This is a genomic window from Vibrio sp. H11 (genome assembly GCF_004804295.1).
Lineage (GTDB): Bacteria > Pseudomonadota > Gammaproteobacteria > Enterobacterales > Vibrionaceae > Vibrio > Vibrio ostreae.
In genome coordinates this window covers 232,610-248,377 of record NZ_SSHN01000006.1, presented here as the reverse complement: position 1 = coordinate 248,377, position 15,768 = coordinate 232,610, and the positions used below count along the sequence as shown (strand labels likewise).

Here is a 15,768-nt window from a genome sequence, read left to right as displayed (position 1 = left end):
ACTGAGTGACATTCCTTAAGAATCACAGCTTGGAACAATTTCATTCTGGCTTCAACAAAAAAAGCCCCTCAAAAGAGGGGCTTGTTGGCAAGTTTTGGTTTTCAGTCCAGCTGAGGGCCGGCGGAAACCAGCGCTTTGCCTTCGGCATTATCCGTGTACTTGGCAAAGTTATTGATAAAGCGGGTCGCCAGATCCTGGGCTTTGCTTTCCCATTGCAGCGGATCGGTGTAGGTATCACGTGGATCAAGGATGGAAGCATCGACGCCTGGCAGCGAGGTTGGTACCTCAAGGTTAAAGATAGGCACCTGTTTGGTTTCTGCCTGCTCAATTGAGCCATCCAGAATGGCGTCAATAATGCCACGGGTATCTTTGATCGAAATACGCTTACCAGTGCCGTTCCAGCCGGTGTTAACCAGATAAGCTTCTGCGCCTGCTGCTTCCATGCGTTTGACCAGCACTTCAGCGTATTGGGTCGGATGCAGGGTCAGGAAAGCCGCACCGAAACAGGCCGAGAAGGTCGGTGTCGGTTCAGTGATGCCACGTTCAGTACCGGCCAGCTTGGCGGTAAAGCCGGACAGGAAGTGGTACTTGGTCTGTTCCGGGGTCAGTTTGGATACCGGAGGCAGTACGCCAAACGCATCGGCCGACAGGAAAATCACTTTGTTCGCGTGGCCGCCTTTGGAAACCGGTTTAACGATGTTATCGATATGGTAGATCGGGTAGGAAACTCGGGTATTCTCGGTTTTCGAACCGTCATCGAAGTCGATTGAGCCGTCACCACGCACGGTGACGTTTTCCAGCAGAGCGTCGCGGCGGATGGCATTGTAAATATCCGGTTCCGCTTCTTTGGACAGCTTGATGGTTTTTGCGTAGCAACCGCCTTCAAAGTTGAAGACGCCATCGTCATCCCAGCCGTGTTCGTCATCGCCAATCAGCGCGCGCTTAGGATCGGTGGACAGGGTGGTTTTACCGGTGCCGGACAGACCAAAGAAGACCGCCACGTCACCATCCTGGCTCATGTTGGCACTGCAGTGCATTGAGGCGATGCCTTGCAGCGGCAGGAAGTAGTTCATCATCGCGAACATCCCTTTTTTCATCTCGCCGCCATACCAGGTGCCGCCGATGAGCTGCATTTTTTCGCTCAGGTTGAATACAGTGAAGTTCTCAGAGTTTAGCCCTTGCTGCTGCCAGTTCGGGTTGGTGCATTTGGCGCCGTTCATGACGACAAAATCTGGTTTAAAGTCCGCCAGCTCATCTTTGGCCGGGCGGATGAACATATTGGTCACGAAGTGGGCCTGCCAGGCTACCTCGGTAATAAAGCGCACACACAGGCGGGTATCGGCGTTGGCGCCACAGTAGCCGTCGACCACAAACAGGCGTTTGCCTGACAACTGCTGGCTGACCAGAGATTTCAGGTCATTCCATACCGCCTGGCTAATCGGTTTATTGTCGTTTTTGGCTTGGTCAGAAGTCCACCATAAGGTGTCGCGGGTGGTGTCGTCATTAACGATGAATTTATCTTTTGGTGAGCGGCCAGTGAAGATGCCGGTGTCTACTGCCACGGCCCCCAGTTCGGTGACCACGCCTTTCTCGTAGCCTTCCAGATCCGGACGGGTTTCTTCTTCAAATAGTAACTCGTAACTCGGGTTACGAATGACTTCGCTGACATCGGTGATGCCGTATTGGGTAAGATCAAGTTGTGCAGCCTTTGTTTGTTCGATAACAGTCATAGGTGCTCCTTATCGGGAATTTGTAGGGATTTTTATAATGTTTGTATTTTTTCTGCTCACCATGCTAGCAACGGGGTCGGGAAAAAACAGGGAGATGGGTCAAAAATTAACCATGCCTGATTTGTGGTTTTAGGTAACCTGTCACATATTGCTGGCGGGCTTATTTTATATTGCGTTTTGGCGTCAGTACCAGAGCAAAACGATTATTAATTCGCGGAAATTAAGTCGGGTGTTCTGCAGGGGAGTATGTTGATTTTTTTGGGTTTTTTTGGGTTTTGATCACAAAAAAAGCCAGCATGAAGCTGGCTGTAAGACTGTGTTGACGTGCTTGTTAATTCACAAGAATTAATGCTTGGTCTGAGAACCTGAATCCTGCTGGGCGAACAATTCAAACACTTGAGTGGAATCAAATGAGTAGGTGGTACCGCAGTAATCACAATGCAGGTTCACCGCGCCGTCTTCGGCCAGAATTTGGTTCAGCTCATCACGGGCGACGGTAATAATGGCTGCCGCACTGCGCTCACGGGAGCAACCACACAGGAATTCGACGGCCTGAGGTTCAAACAGCTGGACTTTTTCCTGGTTGTACAGACGGTAGAGTACTTCGTTCGCTTCCAGGCTGAACAGCTCTTCATTTTTCACGGTCGCAGTCAGTTGCGCCAGGTGATCGAAGTCGTCGGCGGAGCCGGTGCCGTCAGGCATGATTTGCAGCAGCATGCCGGCAGCGTGCAGTTTGCCGTCCAGCTGACCGGTGCGGATCCACAGGCGGGTCTTCAGCTGCTCTGAACGCATGAAATAAGCTTCCAGTACTTCAGCCAGATTATCTCCTTCCAGACCAACCACCCCCTGATAGCGCTCGCCTTTCTTCGGCTCGATAGTGATCACCAGATGGCCTTTGCCCATCAGATCATGCAGGCTGGCATCGTCGGCAATCTCACCGTCCCAGCGCGCTACGCCGCGAACTTTCTGGTTATTGTCACCATTGATGACGGCCAGAGAGACCGGGCCGTCACCTTGCAGTTGCATGGTGATCGAACCTTCAAATTTCAGGGTCGCAGTCAACAGCGTGGTTGCGACTAGCAGTTCGCCCAGTAACTGTTGCAGCGGAGCTGGGTATTCCTTGCTGCTGATAATATGCTGATACGTGTCGTCCAGTTGTACCAACTCGCCACGTACCGACAGATCGTCAAACAGGTAGCGGTGTAATGTGTTTTTAGACTTTGAGCTTGTCGTCATAAGGAATAGTCCGGCTCGTTATTGATGTTTAAATTTCAGCAGATCGCGACGCTGTTTCTTATCCGGGCGGCGATCCGGTGCTGGATTGTGGGCATTCAGCTTGCGTGCCAGTGCCTGCTTTTCACGCTTCTCAACACTGTCAGTGGTTTCTGAATAAAGGGTCTGTGCCTCGGGGGCTCCTCGTCTTTGATCGGAAACTCTTTCGATAACAACGGTTTTCTCTTCGTTGCCCTGACGCAAGGTGATGATTGCACCGAGTTCAACCAGCTTGCTGGGTTTGGTTCGTTGGCCATTATAGTGAACTTTGCCACCATCGACCATATTCCGCGCCACTGAGCGGGTTTTATAAAATCGCGCGGCCCATAACCATTTATCGAGACGCACTGCTTCAGATGGGGAACTCATGCTGGCAAATTACCTCTAAATTCATTATTTTGCTGCGTTAATGCGGTTTACAATGGAGTCTGAGTCACAGTTTTTCAAGGTTGCGGACAATTTTAACCTAACTGAAAAGAAGTGTTCCTCGGTTGTGATATATTGCTATATTTTATTTAAAGCCCTGAAATACAAGGCTCCGACTAATAAAAAACATGACGTTAGCGTTTAAAACGGAACCAAAGGACACCGAAGTGGAGCGTATCAGTTTTCAACCGCTGGCATCCGTCAACTGGATGCAGCGCCTTTCCGGCTGGCAAAAGCCGCTGAGTGTTTGGCTGGCAGTGCTGTGTATTGCGCTTTCCGCCTGGATTGTCGGCAAGATGGTGTGGATGTTTCACGGTGAGCAAACCGCTGTGTCAGCCTGGGCACCCTCTGTGACTGCGCGCCAGACCAATCAAACTCATTTTGACCTCACGAACCTGCAACAAGGTGCTATTTTTGGCCGCTATAGCGAGAAAGTGGCGCCGGTGGCCACACCGGTCAAAGTCGACGCGCCGAAAACCCGTCTTAACCTTGTGCTGGTGGGGGTGGTGGCCAGTTCTGAACCAACCCAGAGCCTTGCGGTCATAGCTAACCGTGGCCAGCAGTCGACCTACGGCTTGAACGAGGTGATTGAAGGTACCCGGGTTAAGCTGAAAGCCGTTTTGCCGGATCGTGTCATTATTGATAATTCTGGTCGTAACGAGACCCTGATGTTGGAAGGGTTGGACTATTCTAAATTGAATACGGCCCAGCCAGAGCGACGTGCGCGTAATAGCGCTGAGACCGGCGCCAACGATCAGGAAGACAAACTGGCAGCCATTCGCGCTGCAGTGGCGAACAATCCCAGTGAGATCTTCCAGTATGTGACGATGTCGCAGGTTAAGCAGGATGATCAAATTTTGGGATATCGTGTCAGCCCGGGCAAAGATCGGGCGCTGTTTGAAGCCGTCGGGCTGCAAAATGGCGACATTGCCACCCAAATTAATGGTCTGGATCTGACCGATCCGGATGTGATGAGCAAACTTTTTGAGTCCGTGTCTGATTTGACCGAGCTTAACCTGACCGTAGAACGAGATGGACAGCAACATGACATCTATATTCAGTTTTAATTTTCACCTTTGTGTAAAGGTTGAGGGAGTATCCCGTGAAGCATTGGCTTAACAAAAGTGCGTGGCTGCTCGCCATGAGTCTGGCGGCATCGCCAATGGCACTGGCAAATGAATTCAGTGCCAGTTTTAAGGGCACTGATATTCAGGAATTCATCAACATCGTCGGTCGCAATCTCGAAAAAACCATTATTGTTGACCCTTCTGTCCGCGGCAAAGTCGATGTGCGCAGTTATGACACCCTGAATGAAGAGCAGTACTACAGCTTTTTTCTCAATGTACTGGAAGTGTACGGGTTTGCCGTGATTGAGATGGACAACGGTGTGCTGAAAGTCGTCAAGTCGAAAGACGCCAAAACCTCTGCCATTCCGGTGCTGGGGGACAGTGACCGCATGGATGGCGACAGCGTTATCACGCAGGTCGTGGCGGTAAAGAACGTCTCGGTGCGCGAATTGTCACCGCTGTTGCGCCAGCTGATTGATAACGCAGGTGCCGGTAACGTGGTGCATTATGACCCGGCCAACATCATTCTGATCACCGGCCGTGCTGCGGTGGTCAACCGTCTGGCAGACATCATTCGCCGGGTCGATCAGGCCGGTGACAAAGATATTGAAGTGGTGGAACTGAAAAATGCGTCTGCCGCTGAAATGGTGCGTATTGTCGAGGCGCTGAATAAAGCGAATGACACTAAAAATACGCCTGAATTCCTGCAGCCAAAGTTTGTGGCGGACGAGCGTACCAACTCAATTCTTATTTCCGGTGACCCGAAAGTACGCCAGCGCCTCAAACGTCTGATCAACAAGCTCGACGTCGAGATGGCCACCAAAGGCAACAACCGGGTGGTGTACCTCAAATACGCCAAAGCTGAAGACATGGTCGATGTGCTGAAAGGCGTCTCGGAAAACCTGGTAGCGGAGAAGAAAAGTGGCCAGCCGGGCGCTTCTGCCAAGCGGGATGATGTGATGATTGCCGCGCATGCCGATACCAACGCGATCGTACTGACCGCACCACAGGACATTATGAGTGAATTGCTGGATGTGATTTCACAACTCGATATCCGCCGAGCTCAGGTGCTGATTGAAGCGCTGATTGTGGAAATGTCGGAAGCGGATGGTATCAACCTCGGCGTACAGTGGGGCTCACTGGAGAGTGGTTCGGCGATTCAGTTTAGCAACAGCGGTGCCTCGATTGGTAATGTGATGGTGGGGCTGGAAGAGGCTAAGGATCAAACGACAACAGAATACTACTACGATGGCAATGGTAACCGTGTGCCTTACTCGGTGACCGAGTCTGGTGACTATTCAACCTTGGCATCGGCCTTGTCCGGCGTGAATGGTGCGGCGGTGAGCGTGCTGATGGGTGACTGGACCGCGCTGATTAATGCTGTGGCGAGCACATCGAACACCAATATCCTCTCTTCGCCAAGCATCACTGTGATGGATAACGGCGAAGCGTCATTTATTGTCGGTGAAGAAGTGCCGGTGATTACCGGCTCGACGGCGGGTTCGAATAATGATAATCCGTTCCAGACCGTGGATCGTAAAGAAGTGGGTATCAAACTTAAAGTGGTGCCGCAAATCAACGAAGGCGACTCGGTGCAGCTGTCGATTGAACAGGAAGTGTCGAACGTGCTGGGTGCGAACGGCGCGGTCGATGTGCGCTTTGCCAAACGTCAGCTCAATACCTCGGTGATGGTGCAGGATGGCCAGATGCTGGTGCTGGGTGGTCTGATTGATGAGCGGACCGCCGAAAGTGAATCGAAAGTACCACTGCTGGGCGATATCCCGATTCTTGGCCAGTTGTTTACTTCCACCAGTACTCAGGTTGAAAAACGTAACCTGATGGTGTTCATCAAGCCGACCATTATCCGTACCGGCATGACGGCTGACGGCGTGACCCAGCGTAAATATAACTACATTCGCGCTGAGCAGTTATTTAAAGCCGATAAAGGGCTGAAACTGATGGATGACAACAATATTCCGGTGCTGCCGAAATATGGTCAGGATCGTCTGCATCCGCCGGAAATTCAGGCCTTTTTAGAACAAATGGAAGAGTAATCATGACGGATGTTGTGGTAGCGCAGGCGGCGCGTAATCTGGTGCGCCGCTTACCGTTCAGTTTCTCTAACCGCTTCAAACTGGTGCTGGAATGGCATGACAGCCAGGACACTCCCACCGTGTATTATGTTGCGCCGCTGTCGATGACCTCGCTGGCGGAAGTGCGCCGGGTGATTAAAGGCCGCCTCAATCTGATTGAACTGCAGCCGAATGAGTTTGAAAGCAAACTGACTCAGGTCTATCAGCGTGATTCTTCCGAGGCGCGGCAGCTGATGGAAGATATCGGTGCGGACAGCGATGACTTTTTCTCGATTGCCGAGGAGTTACCGCAAAACGAAGACCTGCTGGAATCTGAAGATGATGCGCCAATCATCAAGCTGATCAACGCCATGCTTGGCGAAGCGATCAAAGAGGGGGCTTCGGATATTCATATCGAGACCTTCGAGAAAGAGTTGTCGATTCGTTTCCGGGTCGATGGAGTGCTGCGTGAGGTTTTGTCGCCGAGCCGTAAACTGGCGCCGCTGCTGGTGTCACGGGTGAAAGTGATGGCCAAACTGGACATTGCCGAAAAACGTGTGCCGCAGGACGGGCGGATTTCGCTGCGTATCGGTGGCCGTTCGGTGGATGTGCGGGTGTCGACCATGCCGTCGTCGCACGGCGAACGAGTGGTGATGCGTCTGCTGGATAAAAATGCCACCCGGCTTGATCTGCACAGTCTGGGGATGACGGAATATAACCACGACCATTTCCGTCATCTGATTCAGCGCCCGCACGGGATTTTGCTGGTGACCGGACCGACCGGATCAGGTAAATCAACCACCTTGTATGCCGGGTTACAGGAGCTCAACAGCAATGAGCGCAACATTCTGACGGTGGAAGACCCGATCGAGTTCGATATCGAAGGTATCGGCCAGACTCAGGTCAACCCGAAAGTGGACATGACCTTCGCCCGTGGTTTGCGTGCGATTTTACGTCAGGACCCGGATGTGGTGATGGTGGGCGAGATTCGTGACCTGGAAACGGCGCAGATCGCCGTGCAGGCCTCCTTGACCGGCCACCTGGTGATGTCAACCCTGCACACCAATACTGCGATTGGCGCCGTGACCCGTCTGCGTGACATGGGGATTGAGCCTTTCCTGATCTCCTCTTCGCTGCTTGGTGTACTGGCACAGCGTCTGGTGCGCACCTTGTGTCCGGAGTGTAAAGAAGCGTATCAACCGAACAAAGAGCAGCGTAAGTTGTTCGCACTGGACGACGCTGAACCACTGACGCTGTATAAAGCGCATGGCTGTGACAAGTGTAACTTCAAAGGTTACCGTGGCCGGACCGGGATTCATGAGCTGGTGTTGATTGATGATGAGCTGCAGGCGTTGATTCACGCCGAAGCCGGTGAGCAGGAAATCGAGAAACGGGTCCGTATCAGTACACCGAGTATTCGTCAGGATGGTTTGGATAAAGTCCGGCGTGGGATTACCTCGCTGGAAGAAGTGATGCGAGTCACCAAGGAGTCCTGATGGCGGCGTTTGAATATAAAGCGCTGGATGAGCGTGGCCGGCACAAAAAAGGGGTCCTGGAAGGGGATAATGCCCGCCAGGTGCGTCAGCGTCTCAAAGAGCAGGGGCTGGTGCCGGTGGAAGTGGTGGAAACCCGTGCCAGGGCCGCGAAATCGCAAAGCAGCGGGCTTGGGTTTTCCCAGCGTGGTATCAGCACGCCGGATCTGGCGCTGCTGACCCGTCAGTTATCGACGCTGGTGCAATCCGGCATGCCGCTGGAGGAGTGTTTGCGCGCGGTATCCGAGCAGTCGGAAAAGCCGCGCATTCGTAATATGCTCGCCGCGGTGCGCTCTAAAGTGACCGAAGGTTACACTCTGGCGGACAGTATGGCCGATTACCCGCATATTTTTGACGATCTGTTCCGCTCTATGGTGGCGGCCGGAGAAAAGTCCGGCCACCTGGATGCGGTGCTGGAACGCCTGGCCGATTATGCGGAAAACCGCCAGAAAATGCGCTCTAAACTGCTGCAGGCGATGCTGTATCCGATAGTGCTGGTCGTATTTGCGGTTGGCATTGTGGCCTTCCTGCTGGCCGCGGTGGTACCGAAGATTGTCGGTCAGTTTGTCCAGATGGGGCAGGAGCTGCCAAAATCGACCCAGTTCCTGCTCTCGTCCAGTGACTTTATCCAGCATTGGGGGTTGCAGCTGGTGGTGCTATTCGTGTTGCTGGTGTATCTGGTGCGCTGGTTGCTGAGCAAACCAGATCTTCGCCTGCGCTGGGATCAGCGCGTGATTCATATGCCGCTGGTGGGAAAAATCTCGCGTGGCCTCAATACTTCGCGTTTTGCCCGGACTTTGTCTATCTGTACCTCGAGCGCAATTCCGATTCTGGACGGAATGCGGGTCGCGGTGGATGTGATGTCCAATCAATACGTCAAGCAACAGGTGCGTCTGGCGGCAGAAAATGTGCGCGAAGGTGCCAGCCTGCGCAAAGCACTTGATCAAACCAAACTCTTCCCGCCGATGATGCTGCATATGATCGCCAGTGGTGAACAGAGCGGCGAACTGGAAAGCATGCTGACCCGCGCCGCAGATAACCAGGACAACAGTTTTGAAGCGACGGTTAATATTGCGCTGGGCATTTTTACCCCGGCGCTGATTGCGTTGATGGCGGGTCTGGTGCTGTTCATCGTAATGGCTACTCTGATGCCTATCCTGGAAATGAATAATTTGATGAGCCGCTGATTTGGCTCACTTCGTCTTGAGTAACATGGAGTCTCTATGAACAAAAAAGTAAACAAACAGTCCGGTTTTACCCTGCTGGAAGTGATGGTTGTGGTCGTTATTCTGGGTATTCTGGCTAGCTTTGTGGTGCCTAACCTGCTCGGCAACAAAGAAAAAGCCGACCAACAGAAAGCGATCACAGACATTGTCGCGCTGGAAAATGCCCTCGATATGTACAAGCTGGATAACAATGTCTATCCGACCACTGATCAGGGGCTGGATGCGCTGGTCACTATGCCAGGCAGCCCTGAGCCACGTAATTACCGCGCCGGTGGTTACATCAAACGTCTGCCAAAAGACCCTTGGGGTAACGATTACCAATACCTGAGCCCGGGTGATAAAGCCACGATTGATGTGTTCACCTTAGGTGCGGATGGTCAGGAAGGCGGTGAAGGTACGGCCGTCGATATCGGTAACTGGAATCTGCAGGATTTTCAGTAACAGGTTAACGGTGGCGCTTGGCGCCACCTTTTATTGAATTCAGGTCTGGCTGTTGTGATGAAGCGCAAACATGGTTTTACTCTGTTGGAAATAATGCTGGTGTTAGTGCTGCTTTCCGTCAGTGCGGTGGCCGTGATCGCCACTCTGCCGGTCAGACATGATGATGAGATTAAAGAAGTGGCGCAGAGTATTTTTCAGCGTCTGCAACTGCTCAATGAGGAAGCCATCCTCAGCGGCCGTGATTACGGGCTGCGCATTGATGAGCAGGCACGCACACTGCGTTTTTTAAGCCTAGAACAGACAGGCTGGCAAAAATTGGATAAAAATGGCATCGCCGCGGATCTGCAGCTAGAGGAGGGACTGGCGCTGCAGTATCAAGCCGGTGGCGATGTCTGGCAGGATGAAGACCGCTTGTTTAAGCCGGGCTCTCTGTTTGATGAAGAGATGTTTGCTGAGCAGGATGGCGAGCACAAGCAGCGTCCGCCCCAGGTCTTTATCTTATCCAGCGGCGAACTGACCCCGTTTACGCTGGATATTTACGTGCAGAATGCAAGTGTTGAGCGTGGATGGCAGGTGCAGGTACAAGATAATGGTCAGATCACTCTGCTGGCACCGGGAGAACATGATGAGGCGCGCTGAGCGGGGCTTTACGCTGCTGGAAGTGCTGGTTGCGCTGGCCATCTTTGCCACTGCCGCATTGAGTGTGATGCGCGCCGTGACCCAGCACATCAATACCATCAGTTATCTGGAAGAGAAAACGTTCGCCGCTATGGTGGTGGATAACCAGACCGCCAAGGTGTTTTTGAGTGAACAGACACCTCGGGCGCAAAACGGCAGCGAAGAGCTGGCCGGACGCACCTGGTACTGGAAAGTCGCGCCGGTGAAAACGGCCAATGATGTCCTGGCAGCATTTGATGTCAGTGCGGCGACCGAGAAGAACGGTGCGCCGGTGGTGACGGTAAGAAGTTATGTTGCAAAGTAAATATGGTTCATTGAGACGAGTTGCACGCCGCCGCGGTTTTACCCTGATTGAAGTGCTGGTCGCCATGGCGATTTTTGCCAGCCTCAGTCTGGCGGCCTATCAGGTGCTCAATCAGGTGCAACGCAGCAATACCCTGTCCGCGGAACGAGAAGCGCGTCTGAGCGAAGTGCAGCGTGCGATCGTCATGATGGATGCGGATTTTCGTCAGATGGCGTTGCGTCATTTCCGCCATAACGGGGAAGCGCCCGCTGAGCGTATGTTGCTCTGGAGCGATTATCTGAACGACTCTGACAGTAAGGGGGTGATGTTTATCCGCCTCGGCTGGCATAACCCGGAGCAGCAATTCCCGCGTGGAGAAGTGGCCAAGGTAGGCTATCGTTTAAAACAAGGTGTGTTGGAGCGCCTTTATTGGCGCTATCCGGATACCACGGTCTCTGAGCCTGCGGTGGTGATGCCTGTGCTGACTCAGGTTGAATCCTGGTCGCTACGTTTTTACGCCGAGGGCGGCTGGCGTGATACATGGGAGTCGGATCAGGCGTTGCCGAAAGCAGTGGAAGTGACACTGACATTGCAGGATTACGGTCAGATTCAACGAATTTATCTTACCACCGGCGCATCACTGGGAGAGGGCGGGAATGGCTAAATCTCAACAGCGCGGTGTGGCTCTGATCATCGTTTTGCTGCTGCTGGCGATCATGGTGTCGATTGCCGCGACCATGTCGCAGCGGATGTTTACCCAGTTTCAGCGTGCCAGTCATCAGCTCAATTACCAACAGGCGTACTGGTACAGTATCGGGGTTGAAGGGCTGGCCAAAGCGGCCATCGAGCAGAGCTATAAAGACAGTGATGTCGTCAGCCTCAATCAACCCTGGTCACAGCGCGATCGCAGTTATCCGCTCGACTACGGTCAGGTGACCGGCAGTATCGTCGACAAGCAGGCCTGCTTTAACATCAATGCGTTTGCCGGTCTGGCGCCGGTCGCAGCGCAGACCACGACACCGTATGTGTATCGGGTGTGGCGCGCCTTGCTCGATGAGCTCGATGTTGACAGCTATCAGGCCGAAAACATTGCCGATGGCACCTGGGAGTTTCTTGATGCCAATGATTCGGTCAACACCGCGAGCGGGGTGGAAGACAGTTATTATGAATCAGTGTCGCCGGCCTATATGGCCCCCAATGGTATACTGGCTGACGTCAGTGAATTACGTGCGGTGCACGAAGTCAGTGGCGAAGTGATGCAGAGTCTGCAGCCCTATGTCTGTGCGTTACCGGTGCAGGACTGGCGTTTGAATATTAATACGCTGCAACCTGAGCAGGCTAAACTGCTGGCCGCCATGTTCAGCCCGAACCTGAGTGAGTCCAATGCGCGTACTGTGCTGGAAGGACGGCCCTATGACGGCTGGAGCAGTATCGAAGATTTTATGGCTGAGGCGCCTATCGCCGCGGTTGATGAGAGTGTGCGGGAACAGGCACGCGGTTATCTGAGTATCGACAGCCACTATTTTGAGCTGGATGCGAACATTCAGGTCGAGCAATCCCGGGTACGTATCCGCAGTCTGTTTTTTAGTAGTAATTTAGAAACTGCAACGGTTATTCGCCGTCGCTTTGGAGGAATCAGTGAGCGAGTTTCTGACCGTTCGGCTGAGTAGTCAAAAAGAAGCCACCATTCCCTGGCTGGTGTGGTCAACTGACCAGCAGGCAGTGATTGCCAGTGGTGAAATTGCGGGCCTGGATCAGCTCGAAGATCTGGCACCTTATGCGGCCCAGCGTCCGACACTGTTACTGTTGTCGGCCAGCGATGTGGTGCTGACTCAGGTTGCCATTCCGTCGGGTGCCAGTCGCCAGCTTGAGTCGATGCTGCCTTATCTGGTGGAAGAGGAAATTGCCCAGGATGTGGATGAAATGCATTTCACCATTCTGGCGAAAAGTGGCGGAGTGGCTCAGGTTGCCGGTGTCGATCGCCAGTGGCTGCGTTCGTGCCTCGATTCGCTGCGCGCACTGCAGTTTGATGTGCGCCGGGTTGTCCCGGATGTGCTGGCTATTCCTCACTCTGAAGGGCTGAGCGCGCTGCAAATCGGTGACGAGTGGCTGGTACGTAAAAGTGAGTTTTCCGGCCTGAGTATCGACGTGCAGTGGTTGCCACTGTTTAGTCAGTCGCAGTGGGTACGTGACGGCGAAAACTGGTTAGCTCTGAACGCTTACACACCGTTGCCGGAGCTGCAGCTGGCTGAGGGGCAGGAGTGGCATAACCAGCCGGCAGCGTTGGTGATGCAGTTGCTGACCGAACAGGCGCTCAGTCACAAAATCAACCTGCTCAGTGGTGAGTTTAAAACCAAGTCATCCTGGAACAAGTACTGGCAAGTGTGGCGTAAAGCCGCGATTGCGGCCGGTTTGCTGGTGGTGGTCAGCACCGGTTATCAGCTGGTACAGGCCAATCAGTATGAAAGTACCGCTCAAAGTTATCGCGCTGAAAGTGAACGCATTTTTCGCTCCATTTTTCCTGACAAACAGCGCATCCCGACCGTGAGCTATCTGAAGCGCCAGATGAGCGATGAAGTGGCGCTGCTGTCGGGTGGCGGGGGCGGGGAGCATGTGTTGTCCTGGCTGGATAAATTGCCGGAAACGCTACGCAATGTCAGTGCCATGCAGGTACAGAGCCTGCGCTTTGACGGGAATCGCGGTGAAGTGCGTCTGGAGGCGGTCAGCAAAGATTTTCAGACCTTCGAACAGGCACGGGTACAGCTCGAAGAGCACTTCTCGGTTGAGCAGGGCCAGCTGAGCCGCAATGGCGAACAGGTGGTGGGTTCGTATGTACTCACACGCAAATAGGGACAGAGCATGAAGAATTTACTCAACCCGGCGCAGGCATGGTGGAGCTCGATCAGTCAGCGTGAACAGCGTCTGGTGCTGGTGTGCGGCGGACTGCTGTTGCTTGGTCTGGTGTATTGGGGGGTGGTGCAGCCACTGCAGCAACGCAGTGAAAACGCCCGGACCCGCATTCAGTCGGAGCAGCAGTTGCTGCAGTGGGTCAAATCGACCGCCGATGACATTATCACCCTGCGTCGTCAGGGCGGCGTGGTGCGCACCAATCAGCCGTTCAACCAGGTGATTGCCAGCTCGACGCGGGATTTCAATATTGAGCTGATCCGGGTGCAGCCGCGCGGAGAAATGATGCAGGTCTGGGTTCAGCCGTTGCCATTTTCTCAGTTGGTGGCCTGGATAAACTTCCTGCGTGAGAAGCAGGGGATTGATGTCGAATTTATGGATCTGGACCGCGGCGCAGCGCCGGGTCTGGTTGAAGTCAAACGCTTGCAGTTAAAACGAGGCGGATAATGAAAGGTGTGATTGGATACGTCAGCGTATTTGTGGTGGTGGTGCTGATTAGTGCGCTTGTCCATATCCCGGCCTCGTTGGTGGTCAAATACGCGCCGCTGCCACGTGCTCTGCAATTGCAGGGCGTCAGCGGTACTCTGTGGCAGGGCAGTGCGGAGCAGGTCAGCTGGCAGCGTAATAAACTGGGCGCCGTGCAGTGGAACTGGCAATGGTCGGCTTTGCTGGGGGCGAAAGCTCAGGCTACGGTGCGTTTTGGCCGTGGCAGTGATCTGGAGATGCGCGGTAAAGGTGTGATCGGCTATGGTCTGAGTGGCGCTTTTGCCCGTGATCTCGTGGTGTCTATACCCGCTCAGCAAGTGATGCAAACACTGCAGCTGCCTGTGCCTGTCGCGGCGCAAGGTCAGGTCGAACTGACGGTACGTGATTTCCAGTACGGGCAACCGTGGTGCAGCGCCGCCAGTGGTAATCTGGTCTGGACACCGAGTCAGATTGGTTCACCGCTCGGTGAGCTGCAACTGGATCGTGTGATGGCTGATGTGCAGTGTCAGGATAACGTCGTGACAGTCAATGGCAACCAGAATAGTGCCCAGGTCAGTGCAGAATTTTCTGCAGAGCTTAACGCGGCACGTCGTTATCAGGCCAAGGGCTGGTTTAAGCCCGGAGCAGAATTTCCGCCGCGTCTGAGCGAGCAGCTTAATCTGCTGCCACGTCCCGATGGGCAGGGGCGTTATCAGTTTACCCGCCAGGGCAGGCTGTAACTATGTCTCACTGTGGTGAGTGACCAAATCAGCAAGGGCGAGTCAGAACTCGCCCTTTTTTATTTTTGGCAACGCAGTGAGCACTCAGTCTTTGATTTGCAGAATCTGATCCCACGGCAGGTCAGCGTCACCGAGTACGATAAAGTTAGGATTTTCCAGCGTATCGCGCTCGTTGTAGGACAATGGCTCAAGCTGAGTACTGAGAATACGTCCGCCAGCTTCTTCGACAATGCATTGAGTGGCCGCAGTATCCCATTCCCCGGTTGGCCCCAGGCGCAGATAACAGTCTACGGCGCCCTCGGCGACCAGACAGGCTTTCAGTGCGGCCGAGCCGAGTGGTACCAGCTCATAGTTCCACTGGCTGCTCAGGCGCTTGGTGATGCGGTTGATGTCCTGACGGCGGCTGATGGCCATCGCGATTGGCTGTCCCGGCAGTTCATGTTTGTGTGAGCGGATACGCAGGCTGTCTGACATGTCCGGGATCTTCCACGCCCCTTTGCCAGCATAAGCGTAGTAAATCACGCCGGACACCGGGCCGTACACCACGCCCATCACCGGACGATTATGCTCGACCAGAGCAATAATTGTGGCAAAGTCGCCGCTGCGGGCAATGAATTCCTGGGTGCCGTCGAGCGGGTCAACCAGCCAGTAGCGTTGCCAGGTTTCACGGGTGGTCAGACTGATGTTCGCCGCTTCTTCCGACAGAACCGGGATGTCCGGGGTCAGTTCCGACAAACGTTCAGTGATCAGTTTATGCGCAGCTAAGTCGGCGCTGGTGACCGGGGTCTCGTCACTCTTGGTGAATGCTTCGTACGATTTGTTTTCGTAGATGTCGAGGATAAGTTGTCCAGCTGAACGTGCAATACTGATCACGTCAGGCAGCAGATGGGAGAGATCTTTCGCGGTTGGCATACGCTTTCCTATAACTC

The 15,768-nt window shown here is 53.8% G+C and carries 16 protein-coding genes; 12 read left to right on the top strand and 4 right to left on the bottom strand.

Annotated elements, in window-relative coordinates:
- Nucleotides 1-101: 101 nt before the first annotated feature.
- The 3 genes from pckA to hslR all read right to left on the bottom strand — a co-directional run bounded on the left by pckA (nt 102) and on the right by hslR (nt 3,371).
- Nucleotides 102-1,730 carry a phosphoenolpyruvate carboxykinase (ATP) gene (gene pckA, locus E6C74_RS12055; RefSeq protein ID WP_136485473.1) on the bottom strand — a complete coding sequence of 543 codons (1,629 nt, stop codon included), beginning with the start codon at nt 1,728-1,730 and terminating at the stop codon, nt 102-104.
- Between the two features lie 345 nt (nt 1,731-2,075).
- Nucleotides 2,076-2,966 (bottom strand): Hsp33 family molecular chaperone HslO, encoded by an 891-nt coding sequence (gene hslO, locus E6C74_RS12050; RefSeq protein WP_136485471.1) that lies wholly within the window; start codon nt 2,964-2,966, stop codon nt 2,076-2,078.
- Nucleotides 2,967-2,984: 18 nt separating this feature from the next.
- Nucleotides 2,985-3,371 carry a ribosome-associated heat shock protein Hsp15 gene (hslR, locus tag E6C74_RS12045; RefSeq protein WP_136485469.1) on the bottom strand — a complete coding sequence of 129 codons (387 nt, stop codon included), beginning with the start codon at nt 3,369-3,371 and terminating at the stop codon, nt 2,985-2,987.
- Nucleotides 3,372-3,637: 266 nt separating this feature from the next.
- On the opposite strand from hslR, the gene gspC reads away from it, so the two are divergent.
- The 12 genes from gspC to E6C74_RS11985 are packed head-to-tail and all read left to right on the top strand — an operon-like array spanning nt 3,638 to nt 14,839.
- On the top strand, nt 3,638-4,495 hold the full coding sequence (gene gspC / locus E6C74_RS12040; RefSeq protein ID WP_240798178.1) for a type II secretion system protein GspC: 858 nt from the start codon (nt 3,638-3,640) through the stop codon (nt 4,493-4,495).
- A gap of 35 nt (nt 4,496-4,530) precedes the next feature.
- On the top strand, nt 4,531-6,549 hold the full coding sequence (gene gspD, locus E6C74_RS12035; RefSeq protein WP_136485465.1) for a type II secretion system secretin GspD: 2,019 nt from the start codon (nt 4,531-4,533) through the stop codon (nt 6,547-6,549).
- A gap of 2 nt (nt 6,550-6,551) precedes the next feature.
- Nucleotides 6,552-8,063 (top strand): type II secretion system ATPase GspE, encoded by a 1,512-nt coding sequence (gene gspE / locus E6C74_RS12030; RefSeq protein ID WP_136485463.1) that lies wholly within the window; start codon nt 6,552-6,554, stop codon nt 8,061-8,063.
- A complete protein-coding gene (gspF, locus tag E6C74_RS12025) occupies nt 8,063-9,286 on the top strand; it encodes a type II secretion system inner membrane protein GspF (protein WP_136485461.1) in 1,224 nt (407 codons plus the stop codon). Before gspE ends, gspF begins: the two co-directional genes overlap by 1 nt.
- Nucleotides 9,287-9,322: 36 nt before the next feature.
- Nucleotides 9,323-9,766: a type II secretion system major pseudopilin GspG gene (gene gspG / locus E6C74_RS12020; RefSeq protein WP_136485459.1), complete on the top strand. Its 444-nt coding sequence runs from the start codon at nt 9,323-9,325 to the stop codon at nt 9,764-9,766.
- Nucleotides 9,767-9,823: 57 nt separating this feature from the next.
- On the top strand, nt 9,824-10,405 hold the full coding sequence (gene gspH, locus E6C74_RS12015) for a type II secretion system minor pseudopilin GspH (RefSeq protein ID WP_136485457.1): 582 nt from the start codon (nt 9,824-9,826) through the stop codon (nt 10,403-10,405).
- Nucleotides 10,392-10,748, top strand: coding sequence for a type II secretion system minor pseudopilin GspI (gene gspI, locus E6C74_RS12010; protein WP_136485519.1), 357 nt, complete (start codon nt 10,392-10,394; stop codon nt 10,746-10,748). Before gspH ends, gspI begins: the two co-directional genes overlap by 14 nt.
- Nucleotides 10,735-11,391 carry a type II secretion system minor pseudopilin GspJ gene (gene gspJ / locus E6C74_RS12005; RefSeq protein WP_136485455.1) on the top strand — a complete coding sequence of 219 codons (657 nt, stop codon included), beginning with the start codon at nt 10,735-10,737 and terminating at the stop codon, nt 11,389-11,391. Before gspI ends, gspJ begins: the two co-directional genes overlap by 14 nt.
- Entirely contained in the window at nt 11,384-12,397 is a 1,014-nt protein-coding gene (gene gspK / locus E6C74_RS12000; RefSeq protein WP_136485453.1) for a type II secretion system minor pseudopilin GspK, read from the top strand. The genes gspJ and gspK overlap by 8 nt, the downstream gene beginning before the upstream one ends.
- Entirely contained in the window at nt 12,366-13,577 is a 1,212-nt protein-coding gene (gene gspL / locus E6C74_RS11995) for a type II secretion system protein GspL (RefSeq protein ID WP_136485451.1), read from the top strand. Before gspK ends, gspL begins: the two co-directional genes overlap by 32 nt.
- 9 nt (nt 13,578-13,586) lie before the next feature.
- The gene (locus tag E6C74_RS11990) at nt 13,587-14,081 is read left to right on the top strand and encodes a type II secretion system protein M (protein ID WP_136485449.1); all 495 of its coding nucleotides are present in this window, start codon (nt 13,587-13,589) and stop codon (nt 14,079-14,081) included.
- Nucleotides 14,081-14,839, top strand: a complete 759-nt coding sequence (locus tag E6C74_RS11985; protein WP_136485447.1) for a type II secretion system protein N — start codon at nt 14,081-14,083, stop codon at nt 14,837-14,839. The genes E6C74_RS11990 and E6C74_RS11985 overlap by 1 nt, the downstream gene beginning before the upstream one ends.
- An 84-nt stretch (nt 14,840-14,923) precedes the next feature.
- Here the strand turns inward: E6C74_RS11985 and cysQ are convergent, their stop codons facing one another.
- Complete coding sequence (cysQ, locus tag E6C74_RS11980) at nt 14,924-15,751, bottom strand: 3'(2'),5'-bisphosphate nucleotidase CysQ (RefSeq protein WP_136485445.1); 828 nt, start codon at nt 15,749-15,751, stop codon at nt 14,924-14,926.
- Between the last annotated feature and the right edge of the window lie 17 nt (nt 15,752-15,768).

Bases quoted from the DNA above. Each gene is read 5' to 3' on its own strand.
- gspH (WP_136485457.1), top strand. From the start codon at position 9,824: ATGAAGCGCAAACATGGTTTTACTCTGTTGGAAATAATGCTGGTGTTA.
- hslO (WP_136485471.1), bottom strand. From the start codon at position 2,966: ATGACGACAAGCTCAAAGTCTAAAAACACATTACACCGCTACCTGTTT.
- gspG (WP_136485459.1), top strand. From the start codon at position 9,323: ATGAACAAAAAAGTAAACAAACAGTCCGGTTTTACCCTGCTGGAAGTG.
- E6C74_RS11985 (WP_136485447.1), top strand. From the start codon at position 14,081: ATGAAAGGTGTGATTGGATACGTCAGCGTATTTGTGGTGGTGGTGCTG.
- pckA (WP_136485473.1), bottom strand. From the start codon at position 1,730: ATGACTGTTATCGAACAAACAAAGGCTGCACAACTTGATCTTACCCAA.
- hslR (WP_136485469.1), bottom strand. From the start codon at position 3,371: ATGAGTTCCCCATCTGAAGCAGTGCGTCTCGATAAATGGTTATGGGCC.
- gspF (WP_136485461.1), top strand. From the start codon at position 8,063: ATGGCGGCGTTTGAATATAAAGCGCTGGATGAGCGTGGCCGGCACAAA.
- cysQ (WP_136485445.1), bottom strand. From the start codon at position 15,751: ATGCCAACCGCGAAAGATCTCTCCCATCTGCTGCCTGACGTGATCAGT.
- gspI (WP_136485519.1), top strand. From the start codon at position 10,392: ATGAGGCGCGCTGAGCGGGGCTTTACGCTGCTGGAAGTGCTGGTTGCG.
- gspK (WP_136485453.1), top strand. From the start codon at position 11,384: ATGGCTAAATCTCAACAGCGCGGTGTGGCTCTGATCATCGTTTTGCTG.
- E6C74_RS11990 (WP_136485449.1), top strand. From the start codon at position 13,587: ATGAAGAATTTACTCAACCCGGCGCAGGCATGGTGGAGCTCGATCAGT.
- gspC (WP_240798178.1), top strand. From the start codon at position 3,638: ATGCAGCGCCTTTCCGGCTGGCAAAAGCCGCTGAGTGTTTGGCTGGCA.
- gspE (WP_136485463.1), top strand. From the start codon at position 6,552: ATGACGGATGTTGTGGTAGCGCAGGCGGCGCGTAATCTGGTGCGCCGC.
- gspJ (WP_136485455.1), top strand. From the start codon at position 10,735: ATGTTGCAAAGTAAATATGGTTCATTGAGACGAGTTGCACGCCGCCGC.